Here is a 12721-nt window from a genome sequence, read left to right on the forward strand (position 1 = left end):
TGTGAAGCGCGAAAGCTAACACGACTATGAACACCGCGTAACCGGTGAAGCAGTCTCACGCGAGGAGGTGGCCGTACTCCGGGTTCCGCTCGAACCACAGCCGCGCGTAAGAACATGCGGGACGCACCCTCCATCCCTGGGACTCGGCCACCTGCACGGCGAAACGGGTGAGGAGGTTCGCGATGCCCCGGCCGCCCACGGGTTCAGGCACGCCGGTATGCGTGATGGTCATGACCTTGCCGTCGAGCTGGTAATCCACCTCGCAGTGGTAACCATCCACCACGACCGAAAATTCCTGCTTCTTGCTGTCGTGGATGATCTCTAGGGGTTTGGCGACGTCGCCCATGACTGCTCTCCGAAGGGGTGGACGAAGCATGCGCGTTTTCAGTCCTTTCTGGGAAGCATGGAGGCGTAAACTGCCCGCGCGCCCAAGAACGAAGGACAACGACCAACGTGCTGATCATCCATGAACACGGACAACAGGGTGGGCCGGTCCAGTGGACCCCCGGCATGGGCAAGCCCTCGGCACCCATCTGGATCGACCTCCTCGATCCCGACGAGAAGGAGCGTCAATGCGCGGCGGAGATATCCGACCTGCGCGTCCCCGAGCGCGGCGACATCGTGAGCCTGGCCCTGTCCAGCCGGATCAGGACCGACGACGACGCGATGTACCTGTCGATCCCCTACTTCGCCGATACCGGGAACAACCACGCGGCGCCGGTCGGCATCGTGGTGACCAACCACGTGCTGATGACCCTGCGCTTCGAGGCATCGCCGGCCTTCGATCTGGCCAGCGAGAGTTGCAACACCCACCGCTGGGATTCGAGCGCGGACGTCCTGGCAACGCTCATCGAGGCGATCGTTAACCTGGCCGCGAAACGCATGGAAGATGTTTCCGCCGACCTGAAAAAGCTGTCCGACCGCATCTTCACGCCGACCCGGGTCGGCACTCCCGCGCTGCGCAACTGCATGCTCGAAGTGGGCCGCCTGGAAGGCGAGCAGGCGCGCAACCGCTCGTCGATGCTGGGCGTGCAGCGCATCGTGTCCTTCCTGCGCGCCAAGAAGCCCGAATGGATGTCCGAGGAAGTGGAGCTGCGGCTGCGCGTGGTCGATCACGACCTGCGGACGCTGGACGAATTCGACGACCAGGTGACCAACAAGCTGCAGTTCCTGCTGGACGCCAGCCTGGGCTTCATCAGCACCGACCAGAACCACGTCATGAAGGTGCTCACGGTCACATCGGTGGCGACCATTCCGCCGGTCATCCTTGCCGGTGTGTGGGGAATGAACTTCAAGAGGATGCCCGAACTGGACTGGACCTTCGGCTATCCCATGGCTATCGCGGCCATCCTCGCCAGCATCCTGCTGCCCGTGCTGTTCTTCAAATGGAGGGGCTGGCTCGAAGGGGATTGAACCTGCGCCTAGGTCTCGTCGGGGGTTTTGGGAAGCACCGGCCCGTTCGCCGGCGTGCGGTGCGATATGTAGCGTCGTCCGCCCGCCCTTCCGTCCGGCCGCACCCGGAACGCAAGGCTGATCCGCGGGCCGACGGTCGCGCGCGTCTTCGGGATGCCGTGGTCGTAATGGAACTGGGTCACATAGCTCATCGTGAGGAGGCTGCCCGGTTCCATGTCGATGTCGAACGCGCGCTTCGGCGGTTCCCTTTCGCGCAGCGACATCTTCCGCGTGGCTCCGAGCGACAGCAGCGCGATGGGCGCGCCTTCCGCCAGTTCCTCGAGATGGTCGTTATGCGGCGCGACACTGTCGCGGCCATCGCGGTAGAGGTTCAGTCCCACCGAGGTGAAAGGCACGCCCGTATGCGCGATGACTTCCCGGCCCGCCTCGCCCAGCACCGGTGGCAGGTCGGGATCGTCGAGCGCGTAATGCTGAACCAGCCGCGGCACATCCACCTGACGGCCGTACATCGCACGGCGCTGGGCTTCCCATGGCACGTCGGCGAGCAGGCTCGCGAACCACGCGCCGGCCTTGTCCGGCGCGATCAGCCCTGGCTCGTACGCGAACCGCCCGTGCTCGTCATCGACAATCACGAGCGGTTCCGCCGCGAAAAGGCCGCTTTGCGACATAGGTTCCTTACTTGACCACGCCGCAGGCGATGCGCGCTCCGCCGCCACCCAGAGCCTCGGGCTGGTCGGAATAGTTGTCGCCGCCGGCATGGATCATCAGGGCGTGGCCCTCGAGGGTGGCCAGCTTCTTCAGCCGCGGCGCGGTGACCGCCGTGGTATCGGTGCCGTCGGCGCCCACGGTGAGCTTCGGCAGGTCGCCTTCGTGGCCCGCGGCATCGGGGCCTTTATGCATGCCGGTGTGCGCCGGATCGTAATGGCCGCCGGCAGCGAGCGCGGCGCCCTTCTTGCCGTCCTTCTCGCCCGGCGCGCAGCTCGGCTTCTCGTGCAGGTGGAAGCCGTGCTCGCCCGGCGGCAGGCCCTTGAGGTCAGGCGTGAAGACGAGGCCTTGGGCACTCTCGGTCACCACGATCTTACCGACCGGGGCGCCTTCGCCGCTCGCCGTGACGAGCGTCATCGGGACGGTCACGCTCTTCTCGGCGGCCTGTGCGGCAGCGCAAACGAACAGTCCAGCCATGGCGACGGCAATACGATTCATGGTGCACTCCTTGGTTCCAGGGTAAAGCCCGATATTACTCCGGGGGCCGGGAGGAAGACGCGCGCCGTGTCCTCGATCGACAACAGGCGCCATTCGCCGGAAGGCAGGCCATCGAGCGTGAGGCCGCCCAGGGCCACGCGCTCCAGCGTCTCCACGTGGTTGCCTACGGCCGCGAACATGCGGCGCACCTGGTGGTAGCGGCCCTCGGTAAGGGTGAGGCGCGCATGGCGCGGACCCAGCACCTCCAGCGCGGCCGGCTCCAGCGGATCGGTTTCCCCTTCCAGCATCAGCGTGCCGGCGGCAAAGACGGCGGCCTCGTCGCCGCGCAGGTCGGAAGCCAGCGTGGCTTCGTACACCTTCGCCACCGAGGCCTTCGGCGAAATGATCCGGTGCAACAACTGCCCATCGTCGGTAAAGAGCAGCAGGCCCGATGTATCGCGATCGAGCCGGCCCACGGTGGACAGGACGGGATTGCGCAGCGAGAACCGCGGCGGCAGCAGGTCGTAGACGAGGCGACCGACGTCCTTGCGCGAACAGGTGTATCCCGTGGGCTTGTTGAGCATGAGCAGCATGCCCTGCGGGGGATCAAGCGGCTCCCCGTCGAAACGTACGTCGGCGTGCTCGACCTTGTCGTCGGCATACAGCACTTCACCGGATGCATCCGTGACCAGGCCTTCGCGGAACATCGCCGCGACCTGCTTGCGGCTGCCATAGCCGAGGTTGGCCAGCAGGCGTACGAGTTTCATCGGCGGGGCTCCCTGGCTTCGATCACTTTGAAACCGTCGCGCTCGACGACGGTTCGCACGCTGGCGAAACATGCGTCGAGCGTGGCTTCATATGCGAGATGACGGTTGGCGACCATCCAGAAACTGCCATGGGGGGCCAGCCCCTTTGCCGCGGCCAAGATGAACGCGCGGCCCAGCGAGGGGTCGTCGGCGCGGCCCTGGTGGAACGGCGGATTCGACACGATGGCGTCGTAGCCGGTGTCGATGCCATGGGTGACGTCGTGCCAGCGCACGGACGTGCCGATCTCACGGCCGGCATGGCTCATCGCTTCGGCGAGGTTCCGCCGCGCGGGCTCCAATGCGCGGGCTTCCGCCTCGTAAAGGTCCACGCCCGTCACCCCGGCACACCGCGCGATGGCCTCGCAGGCGAAGTAGCCGAAGCCCGCGCCGAGGTCGGCCACGCGGCCTGACAGGGTGGGCGGCAAGACGCTCGCGAGCAGGGCCGATGCGGTATCGACGCGGTCCCAGGCGAACAGGCCGCGCCGGGTCGTGAAGCGTCCGTCAGCCGTAGGCAACGGTTCGTCCAGGGCAAGCCATGCCGCGAGCAAGGAAGCATCCGGCGTGGCGCCCGGCCGCGTCCAGAAGACGCGGCATTTATGCTTCGAGAGACAGGCGACGCCACCGGCGAGCTGCGCGAGGTCGGCCTCGGCCGTCTTCGCGCCTTCCGCGTTGGGAACGCTCGCGATCACGACGCCGGCCTCGTCGACAAGGCTCATCGCCTGCGCGAACAAGGCACGCGACTCTTCGCGCTGGCGCGTCGGGAGCAGCATCACCACGCGAAAGCGCCCTCCTTCCGGAACCTCCGGCGTTACGGCAAAGCCGGAGCGCGCGAGGGCATCCGCCGCAGGCTTGAACGATTGCTGCAGAGTCCAGCCCGGGCGGCGCTGTTCGCGCAGGGCGAAGCCGTCGCGCGCGCGCAGGATGAGCAGGCTACCGTCCACGGGCAGCGTCAGGTCGCCCGTGGCAAAGGGCACGAACAACGTATCGAGGGCGGCGTCGGAAGCGGAACCGGCGGACAATGCGAGGACCTCGGGAAACAGGGGCCGGAAATTGTAGCCGACTGGTCCCGCAACCCTCACACCCGTCATTCCTGCGAAGGCAGGATCCAGCGTCTCGACTGCACGGGCTGCGGCGATGAGGCGCTGGATTCCTGCCTTCGCAGGAATGACATGGATCGTCAGCTGCTGCAGGAAAGCATCGAACATCCCACGCGTTCTCGCGCCCAGTCCGGGCGGCGGCCGGCCAGATGGTCCCTGCCCGGCTGTTCGTCGTACGGCTGTCGCAACGTATCGAGCAGTTCATGAATGCCCGCCTCGTCGCCCTGCTCCGCCCGGTCGATCGCCTGCTGGGCAAGGTAGTTGCGCAGCACGTAGCGCGGATTGCTCGCGTGCATCAGGGCGAGCCGCTCCTCTTCGGGAGACTCGTCGGCGCGTATCCGCTCGACGTAACGCTGCAACCAGGCCTGCAACGACTCCCCGACGGCAACACGCCCGGCTTCCGCGTAGAACGCGGCACCCACACTGCCGATCTGCGGTGCTGCGAGATCCAGCATGGCGAGATCGCGGAAGAAGATCGTCATGTCCATGCCGCCGGCCAGCAGCAGGCCGCGCAGATCGGCGACGAGGTCCTCGTCGCCGGGCCGCGTCCGGGCCAGACCCAGCTTTGCCGCGGAGAACGCCGCATCCGTCGCCTCGAAGGTCTCCACGTAGCGATCCAGCCCCGCCTGCAGCGGCGCCACACCATCGAACAGGGGCGACAGTGCCTGCGCCAGCCTCTGCAAGTTCCAGTAGCCCACCTGCGGCTGCTGGCCGAAGCGATAGCGGCGGTGCGCACGGTCGGTGGTATTCGGCGTCCAGTCCGGATCGAAGTCGTCGATCCAACCATAGGGGCCATAGTCGATGGTGAGCCCGAGGATCGACATGTTGTCGGTATTCATCACGCCATGCACGAAGCCGACCCGCATCCATTGGGCCATGAGCACGGCCGTGCGTTCGCACACCTCGGCGAAAAAGGCCGCGTAGCCCTCTTCTGTCGAAAGCCCGCCGAGCTGGGGGAAGTGCGTGGCGATGGTGAAGTCCACGAGCCGGCGCAGCAGGTCGATGTCTCCGCGCGACGACGGAAGCTCGTAGGAACCGAAGCGCAGGAAAGAAGGGGCCACGCGGCAGACGATGGCCCCGGGCTCGGGCGCCGGGTGGCCGTCGTACATGACGTCGCGCACGACGCTCTCGCCCGTGGCGACGAGCGAGAGCGCACGCGTCGTTGGCACGCCGAGATGGTGCATGGCCTCGCTGCACAGGAACTCGCGGATCGACGAGCGCAGCACGGCCCGGCCGTCGGCGCCACGGGAGTAAGGCGTTCGGCCGGCGCCTTTCAGCTGGATTTCCTGCCGGCCATGGCGGGCCGTGAGGACCTCGCCCAGCCCGATGGCCCGGCCGTCGCCGAGCTGGCCCGCCCAGTGACCGAACTGGTGGCCTCCATAGGCCATGGCATAACCGCTCATGCCCGGCCAGCGCGCGTTGCCGGAGAAGACCTCGGCGAAGTCCGGCGCGCTCGGGTCGATGCCCAGCATCTCGGCTACTTCGGCGGACACCGCGACGGTCCGGGGCGCCGGCACCGGCGTCGGATCCACCCAGGAGAATGCCGCGCCCGCTACCTGCCGTGGCACGTTCGAGGCCTCGGGATCGGCCGGGAGTTCACGGACGAAGGCGTTGTCGAAACGAAGGTCGGTCATGCTCCCGATATCCGGGCGGCGGCCGGCACATGCAAGGTTGGCCCTCAACTCGTGCACACTAGCGCCCCGCCCTTCCCGTCCCGGAACCCATGCGCCTCCTCCCCACCCTCGCCCTGCTCGCGATTCCGGCCCTCCCCGCCGGAGCCGAGTCGATGGCCGTGCCGCGCAGCGACAAGACACTGGTGGAGATCATCAATACGACCATGGGGACGCTGCCCAACGCCATGGACGCCTTGTCGGACAAGCTGCCCGGCGGTCTGCACCCGACAGCCGACGCCCCGCCGCAGATCGTGCGCAGCATGCCTTTCATCACCCGCGACGGCTTCCGGGTGACGGCCTTCGAGGCGCGCGGCATGAACGAGGGTGGCGACGTACCCATGGTTCGCTTCACCTCCATCCAGCTCGAGCAACGCCCTTGCTTCCAGCGGTCCGGACTCGACGAAGCCTTCCATGCCCCGTCTTCCGAAACCGCTCTTCCCGCCGCGCCTTCGATGCTGCCCAACCGCTACCTGGTGATGCAGATGCCCTGGGGACGGCTTTCGTTCGGCACCTCGCAGGAGAGCGGCGGCTGCGTCATCGCGATCGTCGGCGACGCCACGGGCGGCCTTCCCGGCCTGCGCATGCCATTGCCCTTCCCACAACCCACCACCGTCCCGGGCATGCCCGACCTGCGCCGCACATGGCCGATGCCGGTCGGTGCCTATCCCGCGGAATAACCACTAGCGCGCACCTGCGATCGGGCGGAGCGACTCGAACTTGCGCTCATACTCGTTTGTAACGTCCTTGGCTTCCTCGCCGCTGCGGATGACGCGCGGCGTGATCAGCACGATCAGTTCGGTGCGATTGCGGCTGCGCAGCGTCGAGCCAAAAATCCGGCCCACGACCGGGAGCCGGTTGAGCCCCGGAATGCCTGTATCGGTCACTCCCTCCTGCTGCTGGATCAAGCCCCCCAGCAGCACGGTCTGCCCGCTCTGCACCGCCACCTGGGTGGCGACTTCGCGCTGCTGGATCGGGAAGTTGCCCGTGGTCGTGTCTTTCTGTCCCGGCGCGCTCACGACCTGATCGATGTTGAGGTAGACCAGACCGCCCGGATTCACGCGCGGACGCACGTTCAGGATCACGCCGGTGTCCTTGTATTCCACCTGGCCGATCATGTTGTCCGTATTCGCGTTGATATTCACGAAGGTCTGCTGGATGGGAATCTGGTCACCGACCTGGATGTGGGCCTTCTGGTTATTCAGAACCACCAGCGAGGGGGCCGACAAGGTCTTCGTGTTGCCGCTGGTTTCCATGGCGTGCAACGCGACGGAAAGATTGTTGTTGACGAAAGAATAGAAGAACGTGTCGCCTGACTTGAGGCTGTTGCCGCCGTCACCCAGCGCCCATTGCTGCTTGTTGCCTGGCTGGCCGACGGAACCGTCCGTGCCGCCGACCAGTCCTTCCAGGTACCACTGCACGCCGAACTGGAATTGTCCGGTCAGCGCCACCTCGAGGATGCGCGTCTCGATCTGCACCTGCAGCGGCACCGCGTCGAGGCGCTTTATCGCCTGTTCGATCTCCAGCCACTGCGACGGCCGGCAGCGCACCATCAGCTGGTTGTTCCCATCGACCGACGTGATGCGCACGCCGCTTTCGGTGGTGACGGCAGCGTGGCGGTTGTTGCCGCTGCCATTGTCCTCACTGGTGCTGTCGCCGAAGCCTCCACCGACGAGGCCGCCCGACGTGCCCGTGCCATTCGTGCCGTTGAATCCCGTGGAAGTGGAAAGGCCGGAGGATGTGCCGAGCGAAGACGAAGACGTGGACGATGCACTGTTTCCGAAGGCTCCCGTGGTGCTGCCGAGGCCGGAGCCGTTACGGTTGCCGAGGTCGCTGTCGCCGCCACCCAGCGTGCCGGAGCTCAGGCCGGGGCCCACACGGCCCCCGTTGTCGCCCGAACGGCCGCCGCCGGAGCCACCGCCGTAGATGTCCGAGAGATACTGGGCCAGATCCGAAGCCTGCACATTGCGCACGTCATACACGTAAAGCTCGGGCTCGTTGCCGCCGCCATGGTCGATCTTTTCGATCCAGTTGCGCACCTCGCCGAGATAGTCGGCATTGGGACTGATCACGACGAGCGAGTTGGTCCGCTCGATGGGAATGAACCGGAGCATGCCGGCCATCGGTGTATTGCCTTTCTCCCCGAACAGCGAGTCGAGTTTCGGTGTGAGGTCCTTCACTTCGGCACGCTGCAGGCTGAAGACGCCGACCGACATGCCGCGCAGCCAGTCCACGTCGAAGGTCTTCACCGTGCGCTCGTAGTTATCGAGTTCGCTCGGCGTGCCCGCCATCACCAGCACGTTGCGCGTCGGATCGGCCAGCAAGGTCGCGTCCGGCCGCGCGAACGGCTTGATCAGCTTCTGCATCTCGGTGGCCGAGATGAAGCGCAATGGGAACAGGCGCGCCTGCAGCCCGCCCGGGGGCGCCGCGGCGCCGATGCTCGGCACCAGGTTGCCCGCCACCGCGTCCTTGGCCGGCATCACCACGTAACGCCCGTTGGTCTGGACCAGCGCATTGCCCGTCCACGACAGCAGCGTCTCCAGAATCGGCAGCGCCTGCTCGCTGGTCACCGGCTGCGAGGTGGAGAAGGACACGTTGCCCTGCACGCCCGGCACGATCGAGTAGTTCTCGTGCAGCAGATCGCCCAGGATCGCCTTGACCACCGATTCGACCGGCTGGTTCTCGAAATTGAAGGTCACCGTGCCCGCCCCCGCCGCCACCGGCTTGGGCTTGGCCAGGCCCACGGGCTTGACGAACTCGCCCGTGCCCGTGGTGATGTCCGGCGCCGCCACCGGCGGCACCGGCGGATTGGTATCCCCGATCGCCAGCGGCTTGGGCACCGGCTCCTCCGTCCCGGCCAGGGCCTCGCGCTGCAGCGATCCGTCGTCGCGAGGCTGCGGCAGCGTCGTGCAGCCGGCAAGCGCGACCACCATGGCGGCGATGCCGATCGTAAGAATGCGTGTCATGCAACAACCGTCATGGTCTACGAAGACCTGCGAGAGTGGCGGGTGCGTGTTGCGGCGCCGTGACGTTAGCTTGCGGGGCTATCCCGCCAGCGCAGCACGGTGTAGAGCGTCTCGTTTGGGACACGCTCCGGCCCAGCGAACGGGAACTGCACCGTCGCCTCCACCGTGGCATGGCCTCCATGTCCGTCGTCCGCGCTCGCGCGGAATGTCATCGTATTGCCCGGCAACGCGCTGCCAAGCACGATCCCGCCCGGCAGGTTCGTGAGCGGCGTGCCGGGAGGAACGCTGTCGCGGATACGAATGATTTCGCGGGCCTTGGACAGGTCGAGACCGCGTATGGCAGCCATGGCGAGCACGGGCGCGAAGTCAGGCTGTGGAGCCGCCTGTCCGGACCAGATCGTGATCGCGGGCTCGAGCCTGCTGTACAGGTCGGCATCCATGCCGGGCAAACCCTGAAGTTCCTCGATGGCGACGAACGGCGCGTACCTGGCAGAAGGGCTTTTGACGCTGGCCGCAAGTATTGCGACCGGCGACGCTCCGTCGTCCGCCACAGCGCTAAGCGCGGGGCCACGCCATTCCAGCACGTGGCGGGTCAGCTCATCTGCCCGGTCGACAGCACAGCCTGCCGCGACGAACAGCGCCTTCAGCGTGCCCGGGTCGGCACTGTTGATATCGACCTTGCCTGTTTCGTCGAGCATGTCCACGGCTACATGCACGCGATCGAAGTCGAACGCCAGGGATCTGCGGTCGCCCGGCAGCTTGCCCTCTGCCGGCGGCATGCCTCCTATCTCGGCCAACAAGGCTTGCCGGCGGCGGGCCTGGACCACGACGATGGCCTTCATGATCCCCGCCTCGGCGGCATAGCGCGCACGCTGCTGGCCGAGCGTGAAGCGCGTCTGCAGCGCTTCGACGCGCGCGATGCCGGCGAATCCACCCACGAGGATGGCGAGCAAGGTGCATGCCCAGAGGACGACCAGCAACGCGATGCCTCGTTGCGCCCGCTTCATCGCACGAAGTCCGGCAAGCGGCGGGCAGCACCGCGTACGTTTACCGCATCGGGATCCTGGCGTGGCGCCACGATCAGCGGCGGCCATGCATCGCCGCCCTCTTCCGGCACCACCGTGATCTCAATGGAACCCGGAAGCACCATCGGATCGGGCCACTGGTCCAGCCATGCCGGCGAACCGCGCTGCGCATAGCGCACACGTATCGAGTTCACGTGGGTCAGGAGGACATCCTGTACACCGGCGACCATCGTCGCCTGGCTGCCGGGCAACGGCGAAAGGTGGGCCTCGAGTGCCCGGCCGTCCTCCCCTTCATCGCCCAACTTTACTTCGATGACCTGGGGACCCAGTTTTCCAAGATACCCTGGTAACGCGGCGACAAAGCGGATATGCGAGCCGTCGCCTTCGAAAACGACGGGCTTGCTTTCGTCGAGCATCTTCCACGGCAACGCCGTCGCCGACGACAGCTCGCGGCGCAGGAATTCGCGCCCGGCACGCACCTCATCCATACGCGCGATGACCGATGAGCCGTGGCCGACGCTTAATGTGGTGGAGCGCACTCCCGAATAGACGCCGAGCAGCAGAATCGCCAGTAACGCCAGAGCGGCCAGTACCTCCATCAGGCTGAAGCCGCGCATGACGCTCATGGACCGGCTACCGACGTCGTCGATATGGGTTTGGGCTCGTCCTGTACCCGTAACGTCACGAAGTGCGCACTGCGCGCTGCACTTCCGTCGCGCCAGGTGATGTCGAGATCGATGCGATAGACGTGCAGGTCCGGTGCCTGTACTGGGAACGGATCCTGTGGCGAGATGACGGTCCGCCATTGATGACGCGTGTCGTATGCGCCTGTCTGCGTTCCCTCGCGGAGCGGTTCGCGCCGGCCCATGGCGTCCATCGTCGAATCGGCCAGCATCGCGATGCGGTTCAGTTCCCGCGCGTGCCTCGTCAGCTCCGTGGCAGCACCTGCCACATGCATCACGGCGCCGAATGCCAGCGCCAGAAGGAGGATCGCCGCGATGGTCTCGAGCAGGCTGAAGCCTGCCGCTGAGTGCCTTCGAATGTTCCTTGGTGGGGCCATGATGCGAGGCTTTCAGCTCATTGTTGCAATCTGGAGTCGGCTACCCCAGAAAAAGGGAGCGGGCTCATGCCCGCTCCCTTTCCATCCGTCCTGGACGGAACGCGTTACTTAGTTGACGCAGCCGCCGATCTTCGCCTGGATGCCGGTGGCATCGTCCAGCGTGGCGTTGCTCAGCCAGGCATAGCCCGTGGTGATGCGACCGATCTTGGTCACCGACGAGCGCGTCGTCTTGTTGTACGGCGCGTAGAGCAGGCCTTCGACGGCCGAAGCGCGCGAACCGTTACCCTGCGCGTTGGCGAGCAGGTAGGTCACCGCGAGGATCGGGTAACCCGTCGACGGGTCGGCGTAGTCGTTCGGGTTCACCACGGCGATGCACTGGCTCGTGGTCGACAGCGGGGTCAGGATCGGACGGCCGCTGAGGGTCGCGCCGTTCTGGCCGGCCACCGTGGTGCTGTCCGAGATGGCAACGTCATAGGTGAGGTTCACCGGCACGGCCGCCGTGCCGAAGCCGGTGGACGGATTGACGACGAGGTTGCTGTGCGCGTTGCGCACCGACGCGAAGCGAGCCGGAGCGGTGACGCCATTGGCGGCTTCGGCGTAGCCGATCGTGCCGTCGTTGGCGTTGACGGCGGCGGTGACGCCCGCATTGCCGTTGGCGGGGATCGAATTCACGAAGGTGTACGCAGCCGCACCGGTGGCGAAGCTCTGGTTCGTCTTGAAGTCGACGGCGGCAGGCACGCCAGCCGTGGTGTTCGACGGGCAGACGGCCGACAGGTGGTTCAGGAACGAGAACGACGTGCCGCTGCCATCGCTGCGGAAGACGACCTTGATCGGGCCGCTGACGCCCGCCGGAACCGCACCGGCAGCCGAGAGAGTGCTCCAATCCGTGATCTTGCCGGAGAAGATGCCGCAGATCTGGCCTTCGGTCAGCGTCGCCGAGGTGACCGCGGGAGCGCTACCCTGCGCGTCCTTACGGAAAACGATGGCGATCGCGCCGGAGATCGACGGCAGCTGCACCGGCTGGGTGCCGGCGCCATGACCGGTCACATAGTTGCTGAACTCCGACACCGACAGCGGCGCGTCCGAACCCGCGAAATCGGCCTGGGTCAGACCGCTGCCACCGAAGCCCAGCGGGGCCGGCGGGGTGGTGCCGCACGCCAGATTCACCTGGAAGTTCGTCGGGTCGTTGCCGGCGAGGATCTTCTTGCCGGCGCCGCTGCCCGTCGGGCAGTAGGTGCTCGTGTTGCTGCTGGCGGTGTTGTAGACGGCGAGCAGCGAGCCAGCCGACGGCGTGATCGGCGAACCGGAAGCGCTACCCGTGTAACCGATGGCCGGCAGGGTGGCGCCGCCACCGACGAGCGCGGTCGCGCTGGCGGCAGAAGCGAGGCACAGAAGGACTGCGCCCGCAATGAACTTCATGCTGGTGTTTCCCATCGAAATGTCGCAACGCATGGTGTTACCCCTTTGCATAGAAGCCCCCCGAGTGGAGGCCTTGCAAGGGT

General features: G+C 66.4%; 13 protein-coding genes. 2 read left to right on the plus strand and 11 right to left on the minus strand.

The annotated features are described in order from the left end of the window. Positions 1-55: 55 nt before the first annotated feature. Complete coding sequence (locus tag ACR9ZH_RS08905) at positions 56-346, minus strand: GNAT family N-acetyltransferase (protein WP_481290403.1); 291 nt, start codon at positions 344-346, stop codon at positions 56-58. A gap of 107 nt (positions 347-453) precedes the next feature. Here ACR9ZH_RS08905 and ACR9ZH_RS08910 point away from each other — a divergent pair, with 107 nt between their 5' ends. Continuing rightward, entirely contained in the window at positions 454-1413 is a 960-nt protein-coding gene (locus tag ACR9ZH_RS08910; protein WP_481290404.1) for a CorA family divalent cation transporter, read from the plus strand. Positions 1414-1421: 8 nt separating this feature from the next. On the opposite strand, the gene ACR9ZH_RS08915 is transcribed toward ACR9ZH_RS08910, so the two are convergent. From ACR9ZH_RS08915 to ACR9ZH_RS08935, 5 genes are read right to left on the minus strand one after another with little or no spacing between them, the layout of a single operon-like run. Continuing rightward, a complete protein-coding gene (locus tag ACR9ZH_RS08915; protein WP_481290405.1) occupies positions 1422-2045 on the minus strand; it encodes an alpha-ketoglutarate-dependent dioxygenase AlkB family protein in 624 nt (207 codons plus the stop codon). 43 nt (positions 2046-2088) lie between these two features. Beyond that, positions 2089-2616 (minus strand): superoxide dismutase [Cu-Zn] SodC, encoded by a 528-nt coding sequence (gene sodC / locus ACR9ZH_RS08920; protein WP_481290406.1) that lies wholly within the window; start codon positions 2614-2616, stop codon positions 2089-2091. Continuing rightward, positions 2613-3362, minus strand: coding sequence for a pseudouridine synthase (locus ACR9ZH_RS08925; RefSeq protein ID WP_481290407.1), 750 nt, complete (start codon positions 3360-3362; stop codon positions 2613-2615). Before ACR9ZH_RS08925 ends, sodC begins: the two co-directional genes overlap by 4 nt. Next, on the minus strand, positions 3359-4606 hold the full coding sequence (locus tag ACR9ZH_RS08930; RefSeq protein WP_481290408.1) for a class I SAM-dependent methyltransferase: 1248 nt from the start codon (positions 4604-4606) through the stop codon (positions 3359-3361). The genes ACR9ZH_RS08925 and ACR9ZH_RS08930 overlap by 4 nt, the downstream gene beginning before the upstream one ends. Next, positions 4579-6132 carry a protein adenylyltransferase SelO gene (locus ACR9ZH_RS08935; protein WP_481290409.1) on the minus strand — a complete coding sequence of 518 codons (1554 nt, stop codon included), beginning with the start codon at positions 6130-6132 and terminating at the stop codon, positions 4579-4581. The genes ACR9ZH_RS08930 and ACR9ZH_RS08935 overlap by 28 nt, the downstream gene beginning before the upstream one ends. Positions 6133-6221: 89 nt before the next feature. Between ACR9ZH_RS08935 and ACR9ZH_RS08940 the strand changes: the two genes are divergently transcribed. Continuing rightward, positions 6222-6848 carry a hypothetical protein gene (locus tag ACR9ZH_RS08940; protein WP_481290410.1) on the plus strand — a complete coding sequence of 209 codons (627 nt, stop codon included), beginning with the start codon at positions 6222-6224 and terminating at the stop codon, positions 6846-6848. 3 nt (positions 6849-6851) lie between these two features. Here ACR9ZH_RS08940 and gspD read toward each other — a convergent pair whose 3' ends face one another. The 5 genes from gspD to ACR9ZH_RS08965 all read right to left on the minus strand — a co-directional run bounded on the left by gspD (position 6852) and on the right by ACR9ZH_RS08965 (position 12638). Further along, positions 6852-9134, minus strand: a complete 2283-nt coding sequence (gene gspD, locus ACR9ZH_RS08945; protein WP_481290411.1) for a type II secretion system secretin GspD — start codon at positions 9132-9134, stop codon at positions 6852-6854. Positions 9135-9199: 65 nt separating this feature from the next. Continuing rightward, positions 9200-10141 carry a type II secretion system minor pseudopilin gene (locus ACR9ZH_RS08950; RefSeq protein ID WP_481290412.1) on the minus strand — a complete coding sequence of 314 codons (942 nt, stop codon included), beginning with the start codon at positions 10139-10141 and terminating at the stop codon, positions 9200-9202. Further along, on the minus strand, positions 10138-10785 hold the full coding sequence (locus tag ACR9ZH_RS08955) for a type II secretion system protein GspJ (protein WP_481290413.1): 648 nt from the start codon (positions 10783-10785) through the stop codon (positions 10138-10140). The genes ACR9ZH_RS08950 and ACR9ZH_RS08955 overlap by 4 nt, the downstream gene beginning before the upstream one ends. Continuing rightward, complete coding sequence (locus ACR9ZH_RS08960; protein WP_481290414.1) at positions 10782-11219, minus strand: hypothetical protein; 438 nt, start codon at positions 11217-11219, stop codon at positions 10782-10784. Before ACR9ZH_RS08960 ends, ACR9ZH_RS08955 begins: the two co-directional genes overlap by 4 nt. A 108-nt stretch (positions 11220-11327) precedes the next feature. Continuing rightward, on the minus strand, positions 11328-12638 hold the full coding sequence (locus ACR9ZH_RS08965) for a substrate-binding domain-containing protein (RefSeq protein WP_481290415.1): 1311 nt from the start codon (positions 12636-12638) through the stop codon (positions 11328-11330). Between the last annotated feature and the right edge of the window lie 83 nt (positions 12639-12721).

The organism is Luteibacter sp. SVR4-7G (assembly GCF_056755555.1).